A 26016-nucleotide genomic window follows, 5' to 3' on the forward strand; every position below is an offset into this window, starting at 1 on the left:
TCCGCGGCTCACGCCGTGGAGCGTGGGTCTGCCTGCTCCGGGCTCACGCCGTGGAGCTCACCTGCGTGGGCTCGGGGCTCTCCGGGGCGCGCGGCCCGGCCGGCGTCGTCCGACCGGAGCGGGCGAGGAGGCGGCCACGCGCGCGTGCCGCCCAGTCGCCGAGGCGATGCAGGAGCGACGTCGGCAGGAAGACCGCATCCGTCGCGATCATCGCCAGCGAGAAGAACGGCAGCCCGAGGACGACGGCGATCACGGCGTGCTCCGTCATCATGGCCGCCAGCAGGACGTTCTTGACCCGCCGGTTGAACAGCGTGAACGGGAAGGCGACCTGCACCATGACCGTCCCGTACGTCACGAGCATCACCATCGTGCCGCTCGACGACAGCAGGTCGGCGAGCCCGGGCCAGGGCGAGAAGTAGTCGAGGTGGAGGGGGTAGTAGACCGCCGTGCCGTCCTGCCAGCGCGTGCCCTGGATCTTGTACCAGCCGGCCGTCGCGTAGATCAGACAGGCCTCCGTCATGATCACGAAGAGGGCGCCGTTGTGCACGATGTTGGCGACGACGTCCAGCAGGATCCTCGGCTCCCCGCTCTTCGCCCGGCGTCCGACCAGCCACCACACGGCCTGCGCGAGCCAGGCACCCCACAGGATCACGGGCACGGTCGGGTCGGCGCCGTCGAACCGCCCGCCGGCCGTCACGGCGATCAGCGCGAACCCGAGCACGGCCCACAGCGCCGGGCCGACCCGGTCGGAAACCCGCTCTCCACGCGCGCGTGCCCGACGCGCCCGCTCTGCCCGCCGTGCGTCCAGCGACCAGACCTGGCCGCAGCGCGTGAACACGAGGTACACGGACATCAGGTGCAGGACGTTGTCGCCGCCGTCCCCCATGAAGACGCTGCGGTTCTGCAGCGAGAGCACACCGATCATGAACAGCACGGACATGGTCCGGGTGCGCCAGCCGAGCAGCAGCAGAACGCTCGACAGGGCGGCGAGCGCGTAGACGAACTCGAACCAGCCCCGGCCGTCCGACCACATCAGGGCCGAGAAGGCACTGTTGGACGCGATCAGCTGCTGGGCGAGGTCCCAGCTCCACGGGCTGCCGGGGCCGTACAGCTCCTCGCGATGGGGAAACTCGCGCAGCAGGAACAGCAGCCAGGTCGTGCTGAAGCCGATGCGGATCACGGCGGACTGGTAGGGGCCGAGCGCCGATTCGGTGATGCGGGCGATGGCGGAGGAGACCGAGAGGGCGAAGCGGTTCACCGGGCGCCTCCGTCGGTGTCCGCGGCCGTGACCGGCCACCAGGGCAGCACGCGGTCCATGGGTTTGTCGGAGATCTTCTCGGCGCTCCACTTCGGCGGGGGCACATTGGTGGTGCGGGAACGGACCTGCACCTGCTCGATGACCCCGCCCTTCCCGGCCGCGTCGTCACGACCCAGGCGGAGCACGGCTATGCGCCGCAGATAGCTCTCGGACAGGGCGCCGCGCAGCCCCACCGGACGGTTGTTGCCGTCGTGCGTGGCGACGAAGAAGTCCCAGGCCCGGCGCAGCTCGTTCTGCTGGGTGTGGCTCGGCAGCAGATTGCCGTCGATGGCCTGCCCGTCCTCGGCGGACAGGTCGTACCAGCCGGTGGTCAGCACCTCGCCGTTCTTCTCCTGCACCTCGGCGCGCACCTGGACGGCGATGTTCTGCTGCAGCGGGTTCGGCGCGAAGAGCTTCCAGTTCTGCTCGAACTCGGGGTAGATCCAGTCGTCGATCGCCTTGCCGTGCGCCTTGGTCAGCGTGTTCGACGGCGCGACGTGCAGAAAGACCATCCCGACATGCACACAGACGAGGACGGCGACGACGGCGAGCGCCAGCGCGGCGCCGATCTGGTAGCGCAGGGAGAGAGCGGCCACCCCGGTGCGGGGTTCGCCGTACGGGCCCGCCACGGGAGCCGCCGAGAAGGCCAAGACGCCCGAATCCGGCACGGCGGCGTCCGGTGAGACGTCCTGCGGACCGTCCGTCGGGTACGGCCCGGCCGGCTCGGGCGGACCGTCCTGCGCAAGCGACCTGTCCGGTTCGGGCGGACCGACCGGCCCCGGCGGAGCATCCGGCTCGGGCGCACCGCCCGGCCTGCCCGGCCCGTCCGGCCCCTGCCGGGCGTCCGAGTCTGTGCCGTACGCGTCCATTCCGCCCCGTCTCCCGATCCGCCACCGCACTCGCAGGGGCACGGTACTCAGGCCCGCCCGCCCGGCACAGCCCCCGTCGGGCCGAGCTGGTCGCGGCATACGCGAGGTCGCCCCCACTTGTCCACAGGACGGGGGCGCAAGTTATCCACAGCGGTTGACACCTTACGGCGCCCGTCCCACCATGGAATCGCACGAACCGAACGATCGGTCGGGAGCCAGCTCCGGACAGAGCCCAGGTCGAGGGGGACCGCATGGCGACAGCAGCCGCGCACCAGGCGTACGGCACCGCGGAAGACACCGGCGGCACCGCTGCGTACGAGCGTGCCTTCGACGCCGCCGTGGCCGCCGACGAGCGCATCGAGCCGCGCGACTGGATGCCCGACGCCTATCGCGCGACGCTGGTCCGGCAGATGGCGCAGCACGCCCACTCCGAGATCATCGGCATGCAGCCGGAGGCCAACTGGATCACCCGCGCGCCCTCCCTGCGCCGCAAGGCGATCCTGATGGCCAAGGTCCAGGACGAGGCCGGCCACGGGCTCTACCTGTACAGCGCGGCCGAAACCCTCGGCACCAGCCGCGACGAGCTGCTCGACAAGCTCCACTCCGGCCGCCAGAAGTACTCCTCGATCTTCAACTACCCGACGCTGACCTGGGCGGACGTCGGCGCAATCGGCTGGCTGGTGGACGGCGCCGCGATCACCAACCAGGTCCCGCTGTGCCGCTGCTCCTACGGCCCGTACGCACGCGCGATGATCCGCATCTGCAAGGAGGAGTCCTTCCACCAGCGCCAGGGGTACGAACTGCTGCTGGCCCTCGGCCGCGGCACCCCCGAGCAGCGGGAGATGGCGCAGGACGCGGTGAACCGCTGGTGGTGGCCGTCCCTGATGATGTTCGGCCCGCCCGACGACGAGTCGGCGCACTCGGCGCAGTCGATGACGTGGAAGATCAAGCGGCATTCGAACGACGAGCTGCGCCAGCGCTTCGTCGACATCTGCGTCCCCCAGGCCGAGTCGCTGGGCCTCACCCTCCCCGACCCGGACCTGAAGTGGAACGAGGAGCGGGGGCACTACGACTTCGGCCCGATCGACTGGACCGAGTTCAAAGAGGTCCTCAAGGGCAACGGCCCGTGCAACGAGCAGCGGCTCACCCAGCGCAGGCGCGCGCACGAAGAAGGTGCGTGGGTGCGGGAGTCGGCCGCAGCCTACGCAGCCAAGCACACGAGCGGGACCAGCGGGAGCAGCAAGCCCGGCGAGATGGGAGCGACGCGAGCATGACGAACACCGACTGGCCCCTGTGGGAGGTCTTCGTGCGCTCACGCCGCGGCCTCTCGCACACCCACGCCGGCAGCCTGCACGCGCCGGACGCGGAGTTCGCCCTGCGCAACGCCCGCGACCTGTACACCCGCCGCGGCGAGGGCGTCTCGATCTGGGTCGTGCCGTCGTCCGCGATCACCGCGTCCTCCCCGGACGAGAAGGACCCGTTCTTCGAACCGGCCGCCGACAAGCCGTACCGCCACCCGACGTTCTACGAGATCCCGGAGGGGGTGAAGCACCTGTGACCGCGACCGTCCCCGCAACCGCCGCCCTCGCCCTCGGCGACGACGCCCTGGTGCTCTCGCACCGCCTCGGCGAATGGGCGGGGCATGCCCCCGTCCTGGAGGAGGAGGTCGCCCTCGCCAACATCGCGCTGGACCTGCTGGGCCAGGCCCGCGTGCTGCTGTCGACGGTGGGCGACGAGGACGAGCTGGCGTATCTGCGCGAGGAGCGCGCCTTCCGCAACCTCCAGCTGGTGGAACAGCCGAACGGCGACTTCGCCCACACCATCGCCCGCCAGCTCTACTTCTCCACCTACCAGCACCTGCTGTACGCCGAACTCGCCGCCAAGGACGGCCCGTTCGCCGGCCTCGCCGCAAAGGCCGTCAAGGAGGTCGCCTACCACCGCGACCACGCCGAACAGTGGACCCTGCGGCTCGGCGACGGCACGGAGACCGGCCACGCGCGCATGCAGCGCGCGTGCACGGCCCTGTGGCGGTTCACCGGCGAGATGTTCCAGCCGGTGGACGGCCTGGACGCCGACCTGGCCGGGATGGAGACGGCCTGGCTGGAGTCCGTCCGGGCCGTGCTGCACCGCGCGACCCTGACGGTCCCCGAGGGGCCGCGCGCCGGAGCGTGGACGGCCGGCGCGGGCCGTCAGGGCGTGCACACCGAGTCCTTCGGGCGGATGCTCGCCGAGATGCAGCACCTGCACCGCAGCCACCCGGGGGCGTCATGGTGACAACGGCCACCGACCTGGAGTCCGAACTCCTCGAGATCGCCGGTTCGGTGCCCGACCCGGAACTGCCCGTGCTCACCCTCCAGGAGCTCGGCGTCCTGCGCGCGGTGCATGTGCGCGGCGCGGACTCGGTCGAGGTCGAACTGACACCGACCTACACCGGCTGCCCCGCCATCGAGGCGATGTCCCTGGACATAGAGCGAGTACTGCACGCGCACGGCATACGGGACGTCACCGTCCGCACGGTGCTGCGGCCCGCCTGGTCGACGGACGACATCACCGCCGAAGGGCGGCGCAAGCTGCGGGAGTTCGGGATAGCTCCACCGCGTGTGCGGGAGGCATCCGGACCGGTCCCCGTGTCGCTGGGCCCGACCCGCACGCTGGAGCCGGTGCACTGCCCGCACTGCGGCAGCACCGACACCGAGCTGCTCAGCCGCTTCTCCTCCACCGCCTGCAAGGCGCTGCGGCGCTGCCTGTCCTGCCGTGAACCCTTCGACCACTTCAAGGAGCTGTGATGGCCCGCTTCCACACGCTCCGGGTGGCGGCGGTCGACCGGCTCACCGACGACTCCGTGGCCCTCACCCTCACCGTGCCCCGGGAGCTGCGCGAGGAGTACCGGCACGCCCCGGGCCAGCACCTCGCCCTGCGGCGCCTGGTCGACGGCAAGGAGATACGGCGCACGTACTCGATCTGCTCCCCGGCACCGGCCCCCGACGGCGCGGGCCCCGGCACCCTGCGGGTCGGCGTGCGCCTGGTCGAGGGCGGTGCCTTCTCGACCTACGCGCTGAAAGAGATCAATGTCGGCGACGAGCTGGAGGTGATGACCCCGGCCGGCCGCTTCACCCTCGACCCCGCGCCCGGCCTGTACGCGGCGATCGTCGGCGGCAGCGGCATCACCCCGGTGCTGTCGATCGTCTCGACGCTGCTGGCGCGTGAGCCGGAGGCCCGGTTCTGTCTGATACGCAGCGACCGCACGGCCGCCTCGACGATGTTCCTGGACGAGGCCGCCGATCTGAAGGACCGGTATCCGGGGCGGCTGCAGCTGGTGACGGTGCTGTCCCGGGAGGAACAGCAGGCGGGGCTGCCGTCCGGACGCCTCGACCAGGAGCGGTTGACGGAGCTGCTTCCGGCGCTGCTGCCGGTGCGGCAGGTGGCGGGATGGTTCCTGTGCGGGCCGTTCGGACTGGTCCAAGGGGCCGAGCGGGCCCTGCGCGGGCTCGGTGTGACACGCACGCGCATCCACGAGGAGATCTTCCACGTCGACGCCGCCGCCCCCGCGCCGGCCACCACCGCCCCCGCACACAGCACGGTCACCGCCCGGCTGGACGGCCGCGGCGGGACCTGGCCCGTCCAGGACGGCGAGTCCCTGCTGGAGACGGTCCTGCGCAACCGCCCCGACGCGCCCTACGCCTGCAAGGGCGGGGTGTGCGGCACCTGCCGGGCCTTCCTGGTGACCGGCGAGGTGCGCATGGACCGCAACTTCGCGCTGGAACCGGAGGAGACGGAGGCGGGATACGTGCTGGCGTGCCAGTCGCATCCGGTGACGGAGAAGGTGGAGCTGGACTTCGACCGCTGAACCACCTGGGAAGGTTCGGGAGTCGGCGCACCGTTCCCTTCTTCTAGAACCTGTTCTATCTTGACGGTCCGTCAGATCAGCGGACCCTCCGGAGGGACAGGACCGTGGACTTCACCTTCACCGAGGAGCAGCAGGCGGCGGCCGAGGCGGCGCGGGGGGTGTTCGCCGGGGTCGAGCCGGACGCGGTGCCGAGCCCCTCCCTCGTCCCCGGCGCCGTAGCCGACGACTTCGACCGCGCACTGTGGACCAGGCTCGCCGAGGCGGACCTGCTGAGCCTGCTGCTCGGCGCGGAGTACGGCGGGGCGGGCCTGGACGCCATCGCCCTGTGCCTGGTGCTGCGGGAGTCGGCCAAGGTGCTGGCGCGCGTTCCGCTGCTGGAGACCAGCGCGGCCGCCGCGGCCGTACAGGCATACGGCGGCGAGGAGTTGAAGGCGGCGCTGCTCACCCGCGCGGGGCGGGGCGAGGCGGTGCTGACCGTCGCCGCGAACGGCCGCACCGGCCACGACCCGGCCGAACTCGCCGTGACCGCACGGCAGGAGGGCGACCAGTGGATCCTGGACGGCGTGCAGACCGCCGTGCCGTGGGCGCACACCGCCGACTTCGTCGTCGTACCCGCCCACACGACCGCCGACCGCACCCTCCTCGCCGTGGTCCCCCGCATCCACCAGGGCGTCGGGCTCGGCGAGCAGATCTCCACCACCGGCGAACGGCTCGGCGAACTGCGTCTCGAATCGGCTCGGATCCCGGCCCGTGACGTCATCGACGCCGACGGCGCATGGGAGTGGCTGCGCGAACTGCTGACCACCGGGACCTGCGCGCTGGCCCTCGGCCTCGGCGAACGGGTCCTCGCGATGACCAGTGAATACACCGGCAAACGCGAGCAGTTCGGATACCCCGTCGCCACGTTCCAGGCCGTCGCCGTGCAGGCCGCCGACCGGTACATCGACCTGCGCGCGATGGAAGCCACACTGTGGCAGGCCGCGTGGCGGATCGCCTCCGGGGCACCCGGCGTGCTGCCCGCCTCCGGTGACGTCGCCGTCGCCAAGATCTGGGCGTCGGAGGGCGTGCGGCGGGTCGTACAGACGGCACAGCATCTCCACGGCGGGTTCGGGGCGGACGTCGAGTACCCGCTGCACCGCTACCACGCCTGGGCCAAGCACCTGGAGCTGCAGCTCGGCCCGTCGGCAGCGCACGAGGAGGCCCTCGGCGACCTGCTGGCGGCGCACCCGCTGGGCTGACCGCCCCGCCGCGAGCTACAGGACGAACCCGGGCTGCCCCTCGTCCGTCACGACCGGGCGGCCCGCGGCCGCCCACACCTGCATGCCGCCGTCGACGTTCACGGCGTCGACGCCCTGCTGCACGAGGTACATCGCGACCTGCGCCGAGCGTCCGCCGGAGCGGCAGATCACATGGACGCGGCCGTCCTGCGGGGCGGCCTCGGTCAGCTCGCCGTAGCGGGCGACGAAATCACTGATGGGGATGTGCAGTGCCCCTTCGGCATGACCCGCCTGCCACTCGTCGTCCTCGCGGACGTCCAGCAGAAAGTCGCCGTCCTTGAGGTCCGCGACCTCGACCGTGGGCACACCAGCTCCGAAATGCATGCCCAAGACGCTACCCGACGCGGCCGGACAAGGAACCGGCCGCCCGAGCCGCGGGGCTACCCGAGCAGCTCGGCCAGCTCCGCCTCACGCCGGGAGACATCGGCCAGGAGCTTCTCGGCGATCTCCTCCAGGAGCCGGTCGGGATCGTCCGGTGCCAGCCGCAGCATCGCGCCGATCGCGCTCTCCTCCAGTTCCTTGGCGACCAGCGTGAGCAGTTCCTTGCGCTGGGCGAGCCATTCGAGGCGGGCGTAGAGCTCCTCGCTGCGGCTCGGACCGCGCTCCTGGGGCACCGGGCCCTTGGCCCACTCCTCGGCCAGCTCCCGCAGCAGCAGCTCGTCGCCGCGGGCGTACGCGGCGTTGACACGGGTGATGAACTCCTCGCGCCGGGCCCGCTCGGTGTCGTCCTGGGCCAGGTCGGGGTGGGCCTTGCGGGCCAGTTCGCGGTAGAGCTTGCGGGCCTCGTCGCTGGGGCGCACCCGCTGCGGGGGCCGCACGGGCTGGTCCGTGAGCATCGCCACGGCCTCCGGGAAGAGCCCCTCCCCGTCCATCCAGCCGTGGAACAGCTCCTCGACACCGGGCATCGGCAGCACCCGGGCCCGGGCCTCGTCCGCCTTGCGCCGGTCCTCTGGATCGCCGGTGCGGGCGGCGCGGGCCTCGGCGATCTGCGCGTCCAGCTCGTCGAGGCGGGCGTACATCGGGCCGAGCTTCTGGTGGTGCAGCCGGGAGAAGTTCTCGACCTCCACACGGAAGGTCTCGACAGCGATCTCGTACTCGATCAGTGCCTGCTCGGCGGCCCGCACGGCCCGCTCCAGCCGCTCCTCGGGACGCGGCGCACCGTCCTGGGGCGTCGCCTCGGCCTCGCCGGCGACACCACCCTGCTCAGCTTCCGGGCTCGTCACCCGACCAGCGTAGGCCACGGGCGGGGCGGACACTCCGAAGCACGGTCACGCCTTCGGGGGGCCTCCCCCCTCCCTCCCCCGCCCCCCTTTTTTTTTGCGCCCTCCGGTCAAACCCCCATCTCCGCCGCAACCCGCCCCGCCCGCACCGCCGCCACCAGATCTGCGTGGTCGGCCTCCGTGCGGTCGGCGTAGGCGACGGCGAAGTCGGCGATCGCCTCGTCCAGTTCCTCGCTCTTGCCGCAGTACCCGGCGACCAGCCGCGGGTCGGCGCTGTGGGAGTGGGCTCGGGCCAGCAGCGCGCCGGTCATGCGGCCGTAGTCGTCTATCTGGTCGGCGGCCAGCGCCGCCGGGTCGACGCTGCCCTTGCGGTTGCGGAACTGCCGTACCTGGAACGGCCGTCCCTCCACCGACGTCCAGCCCAGCAGGATGTCGCTGACGACCTGCATGCGCTTCTGGCCGAGAACCACCCGGCGGCCCTCGTGCTCCACCTGCGGCGCCTCGAAGCCCGCGGTCACCAGGTGCGGCACCAGCACCGAGGGGCGGGCCTCCTTCACCTGGAGGACGAGCGGTTCCCCCCGGTGGTCCAGGAGCAGCACGACGTACGACCGGGTGCCGACGCTGCCCGTGCCGACGACCCGGAAGGCGACGTCGTGCACCGCATGGCGGGCCAGCAGCGGGAGCCGGTCCTCGGAGAGCGTCGTCACATACTGCTCAAGGGCGGCGGCCACCGCCGCGGCCTCCGCGTCCGGCACCCGCCGCAGCACCGGCAGCGCCTCCACGAAGCGGCGCCCGCCGTCCTCGGCCTGCTCCGTCGACTTCGCCGCGAAGCGGCCGCTCGTGTTGGCCCGTGCCTTCTCGGAGACCCGCTCCAGTGTCCCGAGCAGGTCGTGGGCGTCGGTGTGGGAGACGAGTTCCTCGTCCGCGATGGCGTTCCACGCGTCCAGCACCGGCAGTTTGGCGAGCAGCCGCATGGTGCGGCGGTAGGCGCCGGTGGCGTCACAGGCCGCCTTGCGGCACTGGTCCTCGTCGGCGCCGGCCTCCCGGCCCGCGAGCACGAGGGAGGCGGCGAGCCGCTTGAGGTCCCACTCCCAGGGGCCGTGGACGGTCTCGTCGAAGTCGTTGAGGTCGATGACGAGGTCGCCGCGCGCATCGCCGTACAGGCCGAAGTTGGCGGCATGCGCGTCGCCACATATCTGCGCGCGGATCCGGGTCATGGGGGTGCGCGCCAGGTCGTAGGCCATGAGGCCGGCGGAGCCGCGCAGGAAGGCGAAGGGCGTGGCCGCCATCCGGCCCGCGCGTATCGGAGTGAGCTCGGGGAGCCGGCCGCGGTGGGACTCCTCGACCGCGTCGGCCGCGTGCGGGCGGGAGCCGTCGAGGTCGAGCGCGCGGTGCGCGCTGCGCGGGACCCGCTTGCGCAGCGCCTTGCCCTCTTCCTTGGGGGATCCCTCGGCGGGCCACTCGGCGAAGCCCCGCACCCGCGGGAGCCTCCGCACGCCCGCCCCCGCCGCTGCCTCTCCGATTCCGGTCACGCCAACCGCCTCCCCCGCACGCCCATGAACATCAACTCGTGCCGACCGTACAGCCGATGGGCGAGGCGCGTCAGACCCTTGCCCGCCTTGCGGCCGGCGACGGCGGCGCGGGCACCGTCCAGCTCTGGGACATCTCGACCCAGCAGACTCTCGGTCCTCCTCTGCCCACCCCCGGCACCACCCGACTGTGACCCGTGGTCTCGCGTCCTGCCGCACGGCGCGAAGAAGCGGGCGGGGCGTCGAGCAGCGGGCTTACATCCGGACACGTAACGTGGAACTCGATCCTCCGGAATTGTCTGCGGCGGCCAAGGGGGCCTGCCGGACAACCGCCCGGCTGTGAGCGTCGGTCGTGACATCGCTGCACGTCGAACAACCGGAGCACACCATGCCCACCAGCGTCCTCATGGTGGTCGCCTTGTCCGTCCTTCTCGGAGTCCTGGTGATCATGCTGGCGCCCAGGGACATCAAGACATCAGCCCCGACTGCGGCGGACCATGTGGCGATCAACGCCGAGAACGTCGCAGGCAAGAAGCACGTCGGCTTCCCTGAGGTCGGCTGGCGCGTCAACGGCGGCTCGGACGCGTATCTGACCATGCTCGACCAGCTGCGCGACCTCGCCGAGACCTCGGCCCAGGGCCGCGTCATGCCCGACGTCGACACCGGGGTGGACGTCGCCGCCACCGACGACACGGAGACCCATACCTTCGCCGACATCGTGATCAGCAGCGGCAACCACACCCCCGCGGTGCATGCGCTCGTCCGGCTCAGCGACTTCCGCGTCGTGCGGTTCTTCTCCAGCGACACCCCGCACGACTTCGTCCCGGACCTCGCCTCCGACCTTCCCGACAAGGGGGACGCCACCGACGACAACTGGTTCCTCGGCAAGGAGGCCTACGACACCGTCGCCCGCGTCGCGGACCAGTCGCTGACCGCCGTCAATCTGAGCGAGTCCAGCCTCGAGAACAGCCTCAGGGACCTCGGCATCCGCGGCACCGACCGCACCGACCGGGCTCGCGCCATGATGCGTTACATCATCGCCATCACCGAAGCCTCCCGGTTCCGCCCCATCGCCCATCACATCGCGGACGGTATGGACCACGGGTCCGACGTCTTCGTCACCGCACGGCAGGTCGGCGTGATGCGTGACCAGACCGGCATCAGCCGCTCGTCAGTCCTGCCCGCCTTCCAGCCGGCCCGCGACGACCGAAGAGCGGAAAACCCGGCCCCCGGCCGGGCACCTGACCACAGCGGCGTAGATCGATCCGGTGACCCGAGCGCCCAGCACGACCGGCACGGGCCCCACCCGTGAGATAGCTCACGAGCTGGGGCCTTGGCATGTCCTGACAAGGCTGTGCGATGCCTCACAGTCGCCAGACGACATCCGGCAACGAGAAACGGGCCCCTGCCGTGACTTCCGTCACTGGCAGAGACCCGTTTCGTCGGTATCTCATGGTGCGCGAGGGGGGAGTTGAACCCCCACGCCCTTGCGGGCACTGGAACCTGAATCCAGCGCGTCTGCCTATTCCGCCACCCGCGCATTGGGTGTGTCCTCCGGCTCCGGCCCTTTGGGCTGGCGCCTTCCGACATCCAGAACATTAGCACGCTGGCAGGGGTGGGTTCACATCCCTTATCCCCGCGCAGCCGCCCACCAGCACGGACGTGCCGTCCGGCCGTCGACAGGCCGCCCCGCCCCCGTCCCGCCCCGCGTCCCGCGGACCGCCGGCACGCGGACCACCCGGCCGCGCAGCCCTCCGCTCCGTATCAACACGTACCGGTTCACGTATCAACCTCGTACCGGTCCTGCCCGTCTCCCGTGGAGCCGGGCAGGGTCCACAGCCAGGTGCGGGACACTGGTCTGCGGCCGCCTCTACGATCCTGGGCAGAAGGAGTGCGTGGGAGGAGTTCGAAGGGCAGCTTCGGAGGGAACCTCCGGAGGGAACTTCGTCCGGCGTCGACACCCGTCGACCGGGCCGACAGGGGGAACCAGCTGATTCACCCGCGCGTGGATACGATCAGTAAGCAGTACCAGGCAAGGCAGCGCCCGCCAGCCGGGACACTGGACGGAAGCGACATCGGAGGAGGTGCCTCATGGGAGTCCTGAAGAAGTTCGAGCAGCGTCTCGAAGGTCTGGTCAACGGCACCTTTGCCAAGGTGTTCAAGTCCGAGGTCCAGCCCGTGGAGATCGCCGGAGCGCTCCAGCGTGAGTGCGACAACAACGCGACCATCTGGAACCGCGACCGCACGGTCGTCCCCAACGACTTCATCGTGGAGCTGAGCACGCCGGACTTCGAACGGCTCAGCCCCTACTCCGGCCAGCTCGGCGACGAGCTCGCCGGCATGGTGCGCGACTACGCCAAGCAGCAGCGCTACACGTTCATGGGGCCCATCAAGGTCCACCTGGAGAAGGCGGACGACCTCGACACCGGCCTGTACCGGGTGCGCAGCCGTACGCTCGCCTCCTCCAGCAGCCAGCAGGCTCCGTCACCCGCCGCTCCGCCGGCCCCCTCCGCGGGCCGCCCCGGCGGAGGGTACGGCTACCCGCCGGCCGCCGCACCCGCGGGCGCCCCGCCGATGCCCGCCGCGCCACCGCCCGGCGCCGGGCCCTACGGCCAGCGTCCCGGCGCGGGCGGCCCGGTCGGCGCACCGCAGCCCGGCTCACGCACCCGCCACTGGATCGAGATCAACGGCACCCGCCATCAGATCTCCCGCCCGACGCTGGTGCTGGGCCGCAGCACCGAGGCCGACGTGCGGATCGACGACCCCGGCGTCTCCCGCCGGCACTGCGAGATCCGGACCGGAACGCCCTCGACGATCCAGGATCTCGGGTCCACCAACGGCATCGTGGTGGACGGGCAGCACACCACCCGCGCTACGCTCCGCGACGGCTCGCGGATCGTCGTGGGCAGCACCACCATCATTTACCGGCAAGCCGAAGGGTGAAGCGGGGGCAATGTCAGAGCTGACCCTCACGGTCATGCGGCTGGGTTTCCTGGCCGTACTGTGGCTGTTCGTGATCGTGGCCGTGCAGGTCATCCGCAGCGACCTGTTCGGTACGCGCGTCACCCAGCGCGGGTCCAGGCGCGAGGCCGCACGGCCCCAGCAGGCCGCCCGCCAGCAGTCCGCGCCCCCGCAGCAGCGTCAGCAGGCCGGCGGCGGCCGCCAGCGCCGGGGCGCCCCCACCAAACTCGTCGTGTCCGAGGGCACCCTCACCGGCACGACCGTCGCGCTCCAGGGCCAGACCATCACCCTGGGCCGGGCGCACGACAGCACGATCGTGCTGGACGACGACTACGCCTCCAGCCGCCATGCCAGGATCTACCCGGACCGCGACGGCCAGTGGATCGTCGAGGACCTGGGCTCCACCAACGGCACATACCTCGACCGGAGCCGGCTGACGACCCCCACGCCGATTCCGCTGGGCGCGCCGATCCGCATCGGCAAGACAGTCATCGAGCTGCGGAAGTAGTACGACAATGAGCGAGCGGAGCGAGCACGCAGCGGCGGCCCCCACCACGGGCTCCGGCGCGCTCCCGACCGGAGGGTGGGCACCGTGCGGATGTACCCGGAGCCGACGGGCGAGGTGCGCATGAGTCTGTCACTGCGCTTCGCCGCCGGATCGCACAAAGGCATGATCCGCGAGGGCAACGAGGACTCCGGATACGCCGGTCCGCGCCTGCTCGCGATCGCCGACGGCATGGGCGGCGCCGCCGCCGGCGAGGTCGCCTCCTCCGAGGCCATCTCCACCATCGTCGCCCTCGACGACGACGTGCCGGGCTCCGACATCCTCACCTCCCTCGGCACCGCCGTACAGCGCGCCAACGACCAGCTGCGCTCCATGGTCGAGGAGGACCCCCAGCTCGAGGGCATGGGCACCACGCTCACCGCCCTCCTGTGGACCGGCCAGCGCCTCGGCCTCGTCCACGTCGGCGACTCCCGCGCCTATCTGCTGCGCGACGGCGTCCTCACCCAGATCACCCAGGACCACACCTGGGTGCAGCGCCTCGTCGACGAGGGCCGCATCACCGAGGAAGAGGCCACCACGCACCCCCAACGCTCCCTGCTGATGCGGGCGTTGGGCAGCGGCGAACATGTCGAGCCGGACCTGTCCATCCGTGAGGTCCGCGCCGGTGACCGCTACCTGATCTGCTCCGACGGCCTGTCCGGCGTCGTCTCCCACCAGACCCTCGAGGAGACCCTCGCCAGCTACCAGGGTCCGCAGGAGACCGTGCAGGAGCTGATCCAGCTCGCGCTGCGCGGCGGCGGCCCGGACAACATCACCGTCATCGTCGCCGATGTACTGGACCTGGACACCGGGGACACCCTCGCCGGGCAGCTCTCCGACACCCCCGTCGTGGTCGGCGCGGTCGCCGAGAACCAGAACCACCTGCACGACCCCGGCTTCATGGAGACCCCCGCGGGCCGCGCCTCCGGCCTCGGCCGGCAGGGCCACGGACACGGCGGGGGCGGCGAGTTCGGCCCGCCCGGCTCCGGCGACACCACCGGCTACATCCCCGCGGGCAGCTTCGGCGACTACACCGACGACGACTTCGTCAAACCCGGCAAGGGCCGCAAGTGGGCGAAGAGATCCTTCTACGTCGCCCTCGCCCTCGCCGTCGTCGGCGGCGGCCTCTACGGCGGCTGGCGCTGGACGCAGACCCAGTACTACGTCGGCACCAACGACGAGCACGTCGCGCTGTACCGGGGCATCAGCCAGGACCTGGCGTGGGTCTCCCTCTCCAAGGTGGAGAAGGACCACCCCGAGATCGAACTCAAGTACCTGCCTCCGTACCAGCAGAAGCAGGTCAAGTCCACGATCGCCGAAGGCAGCCTGCCCGGCGCCCAGTCGAAGATCAACGAGCTTTCCGTGCAGGCCTCCGCGTGCAAGAAGGAGTCCGAGCGTCAGGCGGCCGAGAGCAAGAACAACTCGAAGACCGGCACGGGCCAGGCGGGCGGCACCACGGGAACCAGCAAGACCTCCCTCACGTCCAAGGCATCACCGAGCCCCTCGACCTCACCGACCCCGTCCACATCAGCGACCGCACCCACCCCCAGCCCCGGCCCCACTCTCTCGGAGGATGAGCAGAAGGTCGTCTCGCTGTGCGGTAAGCAGTAGGCAAGCCGTGAGAGGCCCTGTCACACGATGAGCAGTACTACCAACACACCGACGCACCATACGTCCACGATCGGCGCCATCGGCGCACCGAGCCGGCGCAACACCGAGCTCGCGCTGCTGCTGTTCGCGGTCGTCATCCCGGTCTTCGCCTACGCCAACGTGGGCCTGGCCATCGACGACAAGGTGCCGGCCGGGCTGCTGAGCTACGGCCTCGGACTCGGCCTGCTGGCCGGCGTCGGCCATCTCGCCGTACGGAAGTTCGCCCCGTACGCCGACCCGCTGCTGCTGCCCCTGGCCACGCTGCTCAACGGACTCGGGCTCGTCGTCATCTGGCGCCTCGACCAGTCGAAGCTGCTGCAGTCGCTTCCCAACTACGTCGTGGCCGCGCCCCGCCAGCTGCTGTACACCGCGCTCGGTATCGCCCTGTTCGTCGTGGTGCTGATCTTCCTCAAGGACCACCGCGTCCTGCAGCGCTACACCTACATCTCGATGTTCGGCGCGCTCGTCCTGCTCATTCTGCCGCTGGTGCCCGGCCTCGGTGCCAACATCTTCGGCGCCAAGATCTGGATCAGGGTCCCCGGCCTGGGCACGCTGCAGCCCGGTGAGTTCGCGAAGATCGTCCTCGCGGTCTTCTTCGCCGGCTACCTGATGGTCAAGCGCGACGCCCTGGCGCTCGCCAGCCGCCGCTTCATGGGCCTGTACCTGCCGCGCGGCCGCGACCTCGGACCCATCCTGGTCGTCTGGCTGATGTCGATCCTCATCCTGGTCTTCGAGACCGACCTCGGCACCTCGCTGCTGTTCTTCGGAATGTTCGTCGTCATGCTGTACGTCGCCACCGAGCGGACCAGCTGGATCGTCTTCGGTCTGCTGATGTCCGCGGCCGGCGCGGTCGGCGTGGCCAGCTTCGAACCGCACGTCCAGCAGCGCGTCCAGGCCTGGCTGAACCCGTTGAAGGAGTACAAGCTCAGCCAGCAGGGCGTGGCCGGTCACTCCGAGCAGTCGATGCAGGCGCTGTGGGCCTTCGGCTCCGGCGGCACCCTCGGCACCGGCCTCGGCCAGGGCCACTCCGACCTCATCCGCTTCGCCGCCAACTCCGACTTCATCCTCGCCACCTTCGGCGAGGAACTCGGGCTGGCCGGAATCATGGCGGTCCTGCTCATCTACGGCCTGATCGTGGAACGCGGCGTACGCACCGCCCTCGCCGCCCGCGACCCGTTCGGCAAGCTCCTCGCCGTCGGCCTGTCCGGCGCCTTCGCCCTCCAGGTCTTCGTCGTCGCCGGCGGTGTCATGGGCCTCATCCCGCTGACCGGTATGACCATGCCGTTCGTGGCGTACGGAGGCTCCTCCGTACTGGCCAACTGGGCCCTGATCGGCATCCTGATCAGAATCAGCGACACCGCCCGCCGCCCGGCGCCCGCGCCCGCCGGCAACCCCGACGCCGAGATGACCCAGGTGGTCCGCCCGTCATGAACAAGCCCCTGCGCCGGATCGCGATCTTCTGCGGCCTGCTCGTCCTCGCCCTACTCGTCCGGGACAACTGGCTCCAGTACGTCAAGGCCGACAGCCTGAAGAACGACAAGTTGAACCGCCGCGTCACCATCGCCCGCTACTCCACCCCGCGCGGCGACATCATCGTCGACGGCGAACCCATCACCGGGTCCACCACGACCAGCACCAGCGGCCTCAACGACCTGAAGTACAAGCGCACCTACAAGAACGGCCCCATGTGGGCGCCCGTCACCGGGTTCGCCTCGCAGGCCTTCGGCGCCACCCAGCTGGAGAGCATCGACGACGGCATCCTCACCGGCACCGACGACCGGCTCTTCTTCCGCAACACCCTCGACATGATCACGGGCAAGCAGAAGTCGGGCGGCAACGTCGTCACCACCCTCAACGCCGCCGCGCAGAAGGCCGCCTACAACGGGCTGAAGTCCCAGGGCGGCAAGGGCGCCGTCGCCGCGCTCGACCCGTCGACCGGGAAGATCCTGGCGCTGGCCTCCTACCCGTCGTACGACCCCTCGTCGTTCGCCGGGAACTCCACGTCGACGGACTCCAAGAACTGGCTCGCGCTCCAGAAGAAGAACAACAAGGCCGACCCGATGCTCAACCGGGCGCTGCGCGAGACCTACCCGCCGGGCTCCACCTTCAAGGTGGTCACGGCCGCGGCCGCGCTGGAGAACGGGCTGTACACCTCCGCGGACGAGAACACGAACTCGCCGCTGCCCTACATCATGAAGGGCACGACGACGGAGCTGAAGAACGAGGGCAACATCCCCTGCAAGAACGCGCCGATGCGGGTCGCCCTGAAGGTGTCCTGCAACACCGTGTTCGGCAAGATCGGCGCCGACCTCGGCAACGCCAAGATGCTCGCCGAGGCGAAGAAGTTCGGCTTCGACGCCGAGCAGTTCACCCCGGTCCGTTCCAGCGCCTCGGTCTTCTCCGACAACATGAACTCCTCGCAGACCGCGCTGTCCTCGATCGGCCAGTTCAACACTGCGGCCACCCCGCTGCAGATGGCCATGGTCGCCTCAGCGGTCGCCAACAACGGCAAGCTGATGAAGCCGTACATGGTCGACAAGCTGCAGTCGTCCAACCTCGACACCATCTCGCAGACCGACCCGCAGGAGCTCAGCCAGCCCCTGTCGGCGAAGAACGCGCAGATCCTGCAGTCGATGATGGAGACGGTCGTCAAGGAGGGCACCGGCACCAAGGCCCAGATCGGCGGCGGCGTCACCGTCGGCGGCAAGACCGGCACCGCCCAGCACGGCGTCGCCAACAGCGCGAACCCGTACGCCTGGTTCATCTCCTACGCCAAGCTCCCCGACGGCAGCTCGCCGGTCGCCGTGGCCGTGGTCATCGAGGACGAGAACGCCAACCGTGACGACATCTCCGGCGGCGGCCTCGCCGCCCCGATCGCGAAGAGCGTGATGGAGGCGGTCATCAACTCCAAGAAGTGACCCCGCTCACGTCCCCTTCACATCGGTGCACGTTGCGATACCGGTCCTGTATCGGGTGACGCACTTAGCCAGGTCACACAAAGCTAGCCGGGTACGGTAGGCCCGGACGGCAGCCTCCGACCGCACACACGTGTGAGTCGGGACCGACGGAGAGGGCTGGTAGGAGCTATGGAAGAGCCGCGTCGCCTCGGCGGCCGGTACGAACTGGGCCAGGTGCTCGGTCGTGGTGGCATGGCGGAGGTCTACCTCGCGCATGACACCCGCCTCGGGCGCCAGGTGGCGGTGAAGACACTGCGCGCGGACCTCGCACGCGACCCTTCCTTCCAGGCCCGGTTCCGCCGGGAGGCCCAGTCGGCCGCCTCGCTCAACCATCCCGCGATCGTCGCGGTCTACGACACGGGCGAGGACTACATCGACGGGGTCTCGATCCCGTACATCGTGATGGAGTACGTGGACGGATCCACACTCCGCGAACTCCTCCACTCCGGCCGCAAGCTCCTGCCCGAGCGCGCGATGGAAATGACCATCGGCATCCTCCAGGGCCTGGAGTACGCCCACCGCAGCGGCATCGTCCACCGCGACATCAAGCCGGCCAACGTCATGCTGACGCGCAACGGCCAGGTCAAGGTCATGGACTTCGGCATCGCCCGCGCCATGGGCGACTCCGGCATGACGATGACGCAGACGGCCGCCGTCATCGGCACCGCCCAGTACCTCTCACCGGAGCAGGCGAAGGGCGAGCAGGTCGACGCCCGCTCCGACCTGTACTCGACCGGCTGCCTCCTCTACGAACTCCTGACGGTACGCCCGCCCTTCGTCGGCGACTCCCCGGTCGCCGTCGCGTACCAGCACGTACGTGAGGAAGCCCAGCCGCCCTCCGTCTTCGACCCCGAGATCACGCCCGAAATGGACGCGATCGTCCTCAGGGCCCTGGTCAAGGACCCGAACTACCGCTACCAGTCCGCCGACGAGATGCGCGCCGACATCGAGGCCTGCCTCGACGGCCAGCCCGTCGCGGCCAGCGTGGCCATGGGTTCCGTCGGCTACGGCGGCTACCCCGACGACCAGCCGACCACGGCCCTGCGCGCCACGGACGCCGGCGCCACGTCGATGCTGCCCCCGATGAACCCGGACGACGGCGGCTACGGCTACGACGACCGCTCCCGCCGCCGCCAGAAGAAGTCCAACACGTCCACGATCCTGCTGGTCGTGGCGGGCATCCTCGTCCTGGTCGGCGCGATCCTGATCGGGAAGTACGCGTTCAGCGGGAACGGGGGCGTCGGCAACGACAAGGTGGATGTACCCAACCTCGTCAGCCTGAGCGAGAGCGACGCCAAGAGTCAGCTGGACAACATCGGCCTCAAGGTCGGAACGATCAAGAGGCAGCCCTGCGACAGCCAGAGCAAGGGCAATGTCTGCTCGCAGGACCCGGGCAAGGGCACCAGCCTCAAGAAGGGGGATCCGGTCAACCTCGTGGTGTCGACGGGCGCTCCGAAGGTGCTCGTTCCGGACGTCACGCGCCTGCAGTTCGACCAGGCGAAGACCCAGCTCCAGAACAAGGGCTTCGAAGTCGACCAGAAGACCCAGGAGTCCGACCAGCCCGCGGGCCTCGTCCTCTCCCAGGACCCGAAGGGCGGCACGGAGAAGGAGAAGGGCACCACGATCACCCTCACCGTGGCCAAGGCTGCGGCGACGGTCCCCGTGCCCAACGTCGCCGGCCAGAGCTGTGACCAGGCCAAGTCCGCGCTGCAGGCCGTCGGCCTCAACGGCAACTGTGTGAACACGCCCACCACCGACGACACCCAGGTCAACAAGGTCATCTCGACCAACCCGACGATCGGCACCCAGGTCAAGAAGAACACTGCGGTGCAGATCAACATCGGCCAGAAGCAGAACAACCAGGTCCAGGTGCCGAACATCCAGGGCCAGAAACTGAAGGACGTCAAGAACGCCCTTCAGCAGGCGGGTCTCCAGGTCGGCAACATCAACGGCTCCCAGGACGACAACGCCATCGTCATCAACTCGGACCCGCCCCCGGGCAGCACGGTCGACCAGGGCACGCCGGTCAACCTGCAGACCTTCGGCGGCGGCGGCAACAACGGCGGGAACAACGGCGGCACCAACATCTTCGGCGGTACGACCGGCTGACCCACCCCACCCCATCGATGGCCCCCTGCCGTACTCCTCGGCAGGGGGCCATCTGCTGTCTACCGTCCGAGCAGAGGGCGGCAGGCCGCGTACAACGTTTGTTCCTGCGTCGATCGTGTCTTCATATATGCCGACTCGTTGATCGGATGGGGTGGGGTGTCGGAGCTCTGCCCTGGCCGTACGGCCACACCACAAGTGGAAGGGCAGAACGTGATCAACGAATCGGCGCTGCTGGAGTCCAAGTCCCTGCGGGACAGCGTCCTGGAGCGCACGGACGTACTCGACAGAGTCAAGGCGCTGTCGCTGCTGCCGGACGGGATGCATGTGACCACGGCGATGGTGGCGGCGTACTTCGAGGTGAGCCGCAAGGCCATCGAGTCGCTGGTACTCGACCACCGGGATGAGTTGGTGGCCAACGGCTACCGCGTATTGGCAGGTACAGAACTGACCTCCTTTAAGGAGGTCAGTGGGATTCAGTCTCGCTCTCGATCCCTCGCGCTGTACCCACGCCGAGCCGTCCTCAACATCGCCATGCTCCTCCGCGACAGCGAAGTCGCACGTCAGGTGCGTGTGTACCTCCTGGACATGGAGTACCTGGCGCGCACCCAGCCTGTGGATAACTCCGTCCACAGCGATGTCGTATCCCTCGACGACCGCATCGACCAACGCATCACCCACATCCTCGGCAAGACGGTCGTGCCGATGTTCAACGCCCTCATCGAAACCTCGGGCGAACACCGCAAGGAGCTGATCGCCCTTCGGGCCGGAGTCCAGCGCATCGAGCGACGGCTACACCAGCACCACGAACGGCTGAAGAGGCTCGAGGGGGTACGCGACGACCGGCCCACCGTCGGAGTCATGGCTGCCATGGACGCCATGAACGGCCGCACCTTTGAAAGCCACATGGCCAAATTGCTGAGCCGCGACGGATGCACCGACATCGTCGTAGTGGGCGGTCACGGGGACCGAGGTGTCGACATCATCGGGCGCACCGCCGACGGCCGTCGTCTCGTCGCCCAATGCAAGAGGTTCGCGCCCTACCTCAAAATCACCAGCCCCGACGTCCAGAAGTTCATCGGCTCGGCGAAGGTTCTCTACAACGCGGAGGTCGCGCTGTTCGTGGCAACCTGCCCCTTCACCCCGGACGCCCTACAGCTCGCCGCCGAGACCGGCATCACCGCCGTACACCGCGGGATGCTGGAGGAGTGGAGCGCCGGGGAGCCGCTGAAGATCCTGGAGTAGGTACTGCGTGACGCAAAGGGCCCGAAGTCGCAAAGGGTAGTTGCGGCTTAGGGCCCAGCTCACGTCGAGAGTGACAGCATGTCACTCTCAGAACCTACTGAAGCTCCTTCGGCGGCGTCCTCTTGCTGTCCACCCTGTCCACCCGCACCAGCTCCCCCCACACCACATACCGATACAGGCTGGTGTACACCGGCGTGCACGTCGTCAGGGTGATGTAGTGGCCCGCCTTCTTCTTCCCCGACTCCTTCGGGATCTGGGAGATGACCTTGACGTTGTACTTCGAGGTCTCGTCGAGGATGTCGTAGACCTTGTAGATGTACCACTTGTCCCTTGTCTCGAAGACGATCGGGTCGCCGACCTTCAGCTTGTCGATGTTGTGGAACTTCGCGCCGTGACCGTCCCGGTGGGCGGCCAGTGTGAAGTTGCCCTTCTTGCCAGTGGTCGGCAGCGTCGCCTTGACCGGGTCCGTGTAGTAGCCGGCCACGCCGTCGTTGAGGACCTTCGTCGACGTGCCCTTCTCGACCAGGACCTCGCCGTTCTTCATGGCGGGGACATGCAGGAAGCCGATGCCGTTCTTGGTGTCCAGCGCACCGGGGCCCGTGGCCCCGCCCTCGTGCGCCCATGTGTCACGGACCTTGTCGCCCTGCCTGTCCGCCGCCCGGTCGGCTATGACGTTCGTCCACCAGAGCGAGTAGACGACGAACAGGCCCAGCACCAGGCCCGCCGTGATGAGGAGTTCACCGAAGACGCTCACCGCCGCCGCGATACGGCCCATGCCGCGGCGGCGGGCCGGTGGCGCCGCGGGCGCGTCCGTGTCCTCTTGAGTGTCGTCGGTGGTCGCTGCCACGTTCATCTGTCCCTATTCGACGAGCGCATCCGGCTTGCCCTTGCTGCGCGGCCGTTCCTCGACCATCTTGCCCCAGACGATCAACCGGTACTTGCTGGTGAACTCCGGAGTACAGGTCGTCAGCGTGATGTACCGGCCGGGCCCGGTGAAACCCGACTGGGGCGGCACGGGACTGATCACGCTCGTATTGCTCGGCGAGGTCACCGGCAGCGTTGACGTCACCTTGTAGACGAAGTACTCGTCCTGCGTCTCGACGACGACCTCGTCGCCCTTCTTCAGCTTGTTGATGTACCGGAAAGGCTCGCCGTGCGTGTTGCGGTGACCCGCGAGCGCGAAGTTGCCGGTCTTCGCGTCGGGCATCGCCGTCTTCAGCCTGCCCTCGCTGTAGTGGCCGACCATGCCCTTGTCGAGCACCTGCTTGTTGCTGACGCCCTGGGCGATCGGCACGACCACGTCCAGCTCGGGAATGTGAAGGATCGCGAAACCCTGGCCCGGCTCGAACTCACCCGGCGCGCGCTTGCCGCTCGCCCAGTCGTTCTGCAGGGTGCTGGTCTCCTTGTCCGCCGCCTCATGCGCCCGGACGTTCGTCCACCACAGCTGGTAGGTGACGAACAGCAGCATCAGCACGCCGGTGGTGATGAACACCTCACCGATGGCCCGGCTCGCGACGACACCCGGACTCGGCTTGCGTGCGCGCGCCTGCCGACGTGCCTCCACACGCGAAAGCGGCGCCTTGGAAGCGTCGGCGGACGCCTCCTCGGCGTCTTCCGCAGCCTCCGAAGTCGTACGAGCGCCTCCATGGCGCCCATGACGGCGCTTGGCAGCCTTCCTGCGGGCCGCTCGGCCGCCCGGAGTGGTTCCAGTGGCAGGCGTGGCTGCTGTGGCGTCAGAGGGCGCTATGGAACCGCCCGACGGCGGCTCCGGTATCCGCAGCGCCACCGTCTCCTCGTCCACGGGCGGGAGATACGGCTCGGGCTCCTCCACCAGAGGCGGTAGGTAGGGCTCCTCCACCGGCGGCGCTGCGTACGGCTCCTCCGCGGCCGCCGCATACCCCCCGTGCTGCCCCTGCCGCCCCGCTTGCTCGCCGTTCCACTCATCGAACGCACCGGAGGTCTCGAATCCACCGGACGCCTCGAACGAACCCGACGCCTCGAACGAACCCGACGCCTCGAACGAACCCGACGCCTCGTACCCCTCAAACGAGGCGTACCCCTCGTACGTCTCCTGACCGTACGAGGCGGCGGACTCGCGCTCGGGGCGCAGCGCGGTCACGCCGTGGCCCTGCCCACCACCGGGGCGAGCCCCGCAGACCTCGCCACGGCACCCTGGTCGCCGCACTCCACCAGCCAGTTGGCCAGCATCCGGTGACCGTGCTCGGTCAGCACCGACTCCGGGTGGAACTGCACACCCTCCACCGGGAGTTCACGGTGCCTGAGCCCCATGATGATCCCGTCCTGCGTCCGCGCGGTCACCTTCAGCTCGGCCGGCACCGTCTCCGGCTCCGCGGCGAGCGAGTGGTAGCGCGTCGCCGTGAACGGCGACGGCAGCCCGGCGAAGACGCCCCTGCCCTCGTGCTCGACCAGCGAGGTCTTGCCGTGCAGCAACTCGGGCGCACGGTCCACCACACCCCCGTACGCCACCTGCATCGACTGCATCCCCAGGCAGACGCCGAACACCGGGACACCGGTCGCCGCACAGTGCCGCACCATCTCGATGCAGACACCCGCCTCCTCCGGCGTCCCCGGCCCCGGCGACAGCAGCACACCGTCGAAACCGTCCTGGGCATGCGCCGTCGACACCTCGTCGTTGCGCAGCACCTCGCACTCGGCGCCCAGCTGGTACAGGTACTGCACCAGGTTGAAAACGAAGCTGTCGTAGTTGTCGACGACGAGAATCCGTGCACTCACTGGTTGTCCACCGTCACATCGTTGAAGGGCAGCAGCGGTTCGGCCCACGGGAAGACGTACTGGAAGAGGACGTAGACCACGGCCAGGACCAGCAGGAGTGAGATCAGCGCCTTCACCCACGCGTTTCCCGGCAGATGCCGCCAGATCCAGCCGTACATGCCGTCCCTTCCGTTCCACCACGGCATCAGACTCACGCCGTACCCGCACCAGACTAACGGCGCAGCGCCTCTGGTTTCCCGGCCTCCACAGGCTGTGTGGAATCCAGGTGCGCCCACACGATCAGCCGATGGCTGTGCCCCCACTCCGGATCGCACGTGGTGAGCGTCAGATAGCGGCCCTCACGCGTGTACCCCGACTTACGTGGCACAGGATCGATCACCTCAACGTCCGTCGGAACAGTTTTGTAGGGCCCTTTGTCGATCCGATACGTGAACCAGGTGGTCCCGTCCGTCAGCACCACCGCGTCACCCGGCCTCAGTTCGGGGAAGTCCACGAACGGATCTCCGTACGTCCGCCGGTGCCCCGCAACCGCGAAGTTGCCCTCCTGCCCCAGCTGCGCGGTGTTCGCGTAGTGACCGAGCCCCTTCTTCAGCGTGCTCACGGCGGTGTCCTCGAGCACCGGCTTGTTCCACGTGAAACCAAGCCGCGGGATGTACATGATCGCGAAGGGCTTGCCCGCGACATACGGCGCCGGCTTCCTGGGACCGGCCGAGGCACCGGATGCGGCAGTGTCCGTCGGACGCGCCGTCTGCTTCGCCCACTGCTTCTGCAGGACGTCGATCTGGTGGTTCATCGCACCGTCCGCCCGCACACCGGTCCAGAACAGCACATAGACCACGAAAAGCACGATCAGGCTACCCACGGTGATACAGAGCTCACTGACGGTCCTGACGACGACGCGCACCGGCAGCTCCCGAAACGGCTCAGTTCACTCCACGGGCTGGGCGTAGTGCAGATCCACTGTGCCCGAGTAGCCGGGAAGAGTCACCGTCCCGTCGTGGGTCACTTTCCAGCCGAGGCCGTACACATTCACATAGACCATGTAGTTCTGGATCGCCGTGGAATCCGACAGCGCCTTGTTCAGCTTGTCGGGATCCCCGATCGCCGTGATCTTGTACGGCGGCGAGTAGACGCGCCCCTGAAGGATCAGGGTGTTGCCCACGCAGCGCACGGCACTGGTGGAGATCAGCCGCTGGTCCATCACCTTGATGCCCTTGGCACCGCCCTGCCACAGCGCGTTCACCACGGCCTGCAGATCCTGCTGGTGGATGACCAGGTAGTCCGGCTGCGGCTCGGGATAACCGGGCAGCTTCGCGGTGGCGTCCGGCGGGGCGTCGTTGAGCGTGACGGTGATCGCCTCACCCTTCAGCTTCTGCGTGCCCGCACCCTTCTCCAGGCCCGCGAGCTTCTCGTCCTGTGCCTTCGTGCTGCCGTCGTCGCGTTCGGCGAAGGACTCGACCTCACGGCGCAAGGTGCCGTTGGACTCGTCCAGTTCGCCGTTCTTGCGGCTGCGCTCCTGGATGAGGTCGGAAAGCTTCAGCAAGGACGTGTCCGTACGGATATTGGTGCCCTTGGCCGTATTGAAACTGGTGAAGAAAATGAGCCCCGCGAGGGCGAAGACGGCCACCGTGAGCACCCGCACCGGCCGGAAACGGCGCCCGCGGGCAGGACTGGATCCGTCCTGGGGGGAGTCGGCAGAATTGCTCAACGTACCCTTATCTCCTTCGGCGCCGCGGAAGCACTACGCTAACGGACGCCCG

26 protein-coding genes and 1 tRNA gene are annotated in these 26016 nt (G+C 69.3%); 15 read left to right on the forward strand and 12 right to left on the reverse strand.

The features are described from left to right. Positions 1-43: 43 nt before the first annotated feature. Both ACFY1U_RS17175 and ACFY1U_RS17180 read right to left on the reverse strand, forming a co-directional pair. A complete protein-coding gene (locus ACFY1U_RS17175; RefSeq protein WP_390694938.1) occupies positions 44-1258 on the reverse strand; it encodes an HTTM domain-containing protein in 1215 nt (404 codons plus the stop codon). Then, positions 1255-2166 (reverse strand): DUF5819 family protein, encoded by a 912-nt coding sequence (locus ACFY1U_RS17180; RefSeq protein WP_390694939.1) that lies wholly within the window; start codon positions 2164-2166, stop codon positions 1255-1257. The genes ACFY1U_RS17175 and ACFY1U_RS17180 overlap by 4 nt, the downstream gene beginning before the upstream one ends. A 251-nt stretch (positions 2167-2417) precedes the next feature. Here ACFY1U_RS17180 and paaA point away from each other — a divergent pair, with 251 nt between their 5' ends. The 6 genes from paaA (at position 2418) to ACFY1U_RS17210 (ending at position 7251) form a co-directional block, all read left to right on the forward strand. Then, entirely contained in the window at positions 2418-3440 is a 1023-nt protein-coding gene (gene paaA / locus ACFY1U_RS17185; RefSeq protein WP_390694940.1) for a 1,2-phenylacetyl-CoA epoxidase subunit PaaA, read from the forward strand. Next, the gene (paaB, locus tag ACFY1U_RS17190) at positions 3437-3724 is read left to right on the forward strand and encodes a 1,2-phenylacetyl-CoA epoxidase subunit PaaB (protein ID WP_057606276.1); all 288 of its coding nucleotides are present in this window, start codon (positions 3437-3439) and stop codon (positions 3722-3724) included. Before paaA ends, paaB begins: the two co-directional genes overlap by 4 nt. Next, complete coding sequence (gene paaC, locus ACFY1U_RS17195; RefSeq protein WP_390694941.1) at positions 3721-4440, forward strand: 1,2-phenylacetyl-CoA epoxidase subunit PaaC; 720 nt, start codon at positions 3721-3723, stop codon at positions 4438-4440. The genes paaB and paaC overlap by 4 nt, the downstream gene beginning before the upstream one ends. Then, positions 4437-4952, forward strand: coding sequence for a 1,2-phenylacetyl-CoA epoxidase subunit PaaD (gene paaD, locus ACFY1U_RS17200; protein WP_390695220.1), 516 nt, complete (start codon positions 4437-4439; stop codon positions 4950-4952). Before paaC ends, paaD begins: the two co-directional genes overlap by 4 nt. Further along, positions 4952-6013: a 2Fe-2S iron-sulfur cluster-binding protein gene (locus tag ACFY1U_RS17205; protein ID WP_390694942.1), complete on the forward strand. Its 1062-nt coding sequence runs from the start codon at positions 4952-4954 to the stop codon at positions 6011-6013. The genes paaD and ACFY1U_RS17205 overlap by 1 nt, the downstream gene beginning before the upstream one ends. A 104-nt stretch (positions 6014-6117) precedes the next feature. Next, entirely contained in the window at positions 6118-7251 is a 1134-nt protein-coding gene (locus ACFY1U_RS17210; RefSeq protein ID WP_390694943.1) for an acyl-CoA dehydrogenase family protein, read from the forward strand. Positions 7252-7266: 15 nt separating this feature from the next. Here ACFY1U_RS17210 and ACFY1U_RS17215 read toward each other — a convergent pair whose 3' ends face one another. The 3 genes from ACFY1U_RS17215 to ACFY1U_RS17225 form a co-directional block, all read right to left on the reverse strand. Beyond that, the gene (locus ACFY1U_RS17215) at positions 7267-7596 is read right to left on the reverse strand and encodes a rhodanese-like domain-containing protein (RefSeq protein ID WP_390695221.1); all 330 of its coding nucleotides are present in this window, start codon (positions 7594-7596) and stop codon (positions 7267-7269) included. 74 nt (positions 7597-7670) lie between these two features. Next, complete coding sequence (locus tag ACFY1U_RS17220) at positions 7671-8513, reverse strand: J domain-containing protein (RefSeq protein ID WP_390694944.1); 843 nt, start codon at positions 8511-8513, stop codon at positions 7671-7673. Between the two features lie 107 nt (positions 8514-8620). Further along, positions 8621-10033: a DUF2252 domain-containing protein gene (locus ACFY1U_RS17225; RefSeq protein ID WP_390695222.1), complete on the reverse strand. Its 1413-nt coding sequence runs from the start codon at positions 10031-10033 to the stop codon at positions 8621-8623. Positions 10034-10080: 47 nt separating this feature from the next. On the opposite strand from ACFY1U_RS17225, the gene ACFY1U_RS17230 reads away from it, so the two are divergent. Together ACFY1U_RS17230 and ACFY1U_RS17235 are read left to right on the forward strand one after the other, a co-directional pair. Continuing rightward, entirely contained in the window at positions 10081-10233 is a 153-nt protein-coding gene (locus tag ACFY1U_RS17230; protein WP_390694945.1) for a hypothetical protein, read from the forward strand. A 194-nt stretch (positions 10234-10427) separates the two neighbouring features. Then, complete coding sequence (locus ACFY1U_RS17235; RefSeq protein WP_390694946.1) at positions 10428-11351, forward strand: ribosome-inactivating family protein; 924 nt, start codon at positions 10428-10430, stop codon at positions 11349-11351. A 141-nt stretch (positions 11352-11492) separates the two neighbouring features. Here ACFY1U_RS17235 and ACFY1U_RS17240 read toward each other — a convergent pair. After that, positions 11493-11579 (reverse strand) — tRNA-Leu (locus ACFY1U_RS17240). A 551-nt stretch (positions 11580-12130) separates the two neighbouring features. Here ACFY1U_RS17240 and ACFY1U_RS17245 point away from each other — a divergent pair. The 7 genes from ACFY1U_RS17245 (at position 12131) to ACFY1U_RS17275 (ending at position 21502) form a co-directional block, all read left to right on the forward strand. Then, positions 12131-12982: an FhaA domain-containing protein gene (locus tag ACFY1U_RS17245; RefSeq protein ID WP_390694947.1), complete on the forward strand. Its 852-nt coding sequence runs from the start codon at positions 12131-12133 to the stop codon at positions 12980-12982. 10 nt (positions 12983-12992) lie between these two features. Continuing rightward, positions 12993-13508: an FHA domain-containing protein gene (locus ACFY1U_RS17250; protein ID WP_390694948.1), complete on the forward strand. Its 516-nt coding sequence runs from the start codon at positions 12993-12995 to the stop codon at positions 13506-13508. A 90-nt stretch (positions 13509-13598) separates the two neighbouring features. Continuing rightward, positions 13599-15155 (forward strand): Stp1/IreP family PP2C-type Ser/Thr phosphatase, encoded by a 1557-nt coding sequence (locus ACFY1U_RS17255; RefSeq protein WP_390695223.1) that lies wholly within the window; start codon positions 13599-13601, stop codon positions 15153-15155. Positions 15156-15182: 27 nt separating this feature from the next. Further along, entirely contained in the window at positions 15183-16625 is a 1443-nt protein-coding gene (locus tag ACFY1U_RS17260; RefSeq protein ID WP_390694949.1) for an FtsW/RodA/SpoVE family cell cycle protein, read from the forward strand. Beyond that, positions 16622-18112, forward strand: a complete 1491-nt coding sequence (locus tag ACFY1U_RS17265; RefSeq protein WP_390694950.1) for a penicillin-binding transpeptidase domain-containing protein — start codon at positions 16622-16624, stop codon at positions 18110-18112. The genes ACFY1U_RS17260 and ACFY1U_RS17265 overlap by 4 nt, the downstream gene beginning before the upstream one ends. 168 nt (positions 18113-18280) lie before the next feature. Next, positions 18281-20260 carry a Stk1 family PASTA domain-containing Ser/Thr kinase gene (pknB, locus tag ACFY1U_RS17270; RefSeq protein WP_390694951.1) on the forward strand — a complete coding sequence of 660 codons (1980 nt, stop codon included), beginning with the start codon at positions 18281-18283 and terminating at the stop codon, positions 20258-20260. Positions 20261-20470: 210 nt separating this feature from the next. Next, on the forward strand, positions 20471-21502 hold the full coding sequence (locus ACFY1U_RS17275; RefSeq protein ID WP_390694952.1) for a restriction endonuclease: 1032 nt from the start codon (positions 20471-20473) through the stop codon (positions 21500-21502). Positions 21503-21596: 94 nt separating this feature from the next. Here the strand turns inward: ACFY1U_RS17275 and ACFY1U_RS17280 are convergent, their stop codons facing one another. From ACFY1U_RS17280 to ACFY1U_RS17305, 6 genes are read right to left on the reverse strand one after another with little or no spacing between them, the layout of a single operon-like run. Beyond that, a complete protein-coding gene (locus ACFY1U_RS17280; protein WP_390694953.1) occupies positions 21597-22355 on the reverse strand; it encodes a class E sortase in 759 nt (252 codons plus the stop codon). A gap of 6 nt (positions 22356-22361) precedes the next feature. Continuing rightward, on the reverse strand, positions 22362-23621 hold the full coding sequence (locus ACFY1U_RS17285) for a class E sortase (protein ID WP_390694954.1): 1260 nt from the start codon (positions 23619-23621) through the stop codon (positions 22362-22364). Further along, positions 23618-24256 (reverse strand): aminodeoxychorismate/anthranilate synthase component II, encoded by a 639-nt coding sequence (locus tag ACFY1U_RS17290; RefSeq protein WP_390694955.1) that lies wholly within the window; start codon positions 24254-24256, stop codon positions 23618-23620. The genes ACFY1U_RS17285 and ACFY1U_RS17290 overlap by 4 nt, the downstream gene beginning before the upstream one ends. Next, the gene (locus ACFY1U_RS17295; protein ID WP_115907047.1) at positions 24253-24441 is read right to left on the reverse strand and encodes a hypothetical protein; all 189 of its coding nucleotides are present in this window, start codon (positions 24439-24441) and stop codon (positions 24253-24255) included. The genes ACFY1U_RS17290 and ACFY1U_RS17295 overlap by 4 nt, the downstream gene beginning before the upstream one ends. A 26-nt stretch (positions 24442-24467) precedes the next feature. Further along, complete coding sequence (locus ACFY1U_RS17300) at positions 24468-25160, reverse strand: class E sortase (RefSeq protein WP_390694956.1); 693 nt, start codon at positions 25158-25160, stop codon at positions 24468-24470. A gap of 24 nt (positions 25161-25184) precedes the next feature. Next, the gene (locus ACFY1U_RS17305) at positions 25185-25964 is read right to left on the reverse strand and encodes a DUF881 domain-containing protein (RefSeq protein WP_390694957.1); all 780 of its coding nucleotides are present in this window, start codon (positions 25962-25964) and stop codon (positions 25185-25187) included. Between the last annotated feature and the right edge of the window lie 52 nt (positions 25965-26016).

It is taken from the genome of Streptomyces sp. NPDC001351 (assembly GCF_042896045.1).
Classification (GTDB): domain Bacteria; phylum Actinomycetota; class Actinomycetes; order Streptomycetales; family Streptomycetaceae; genus Streptomyces.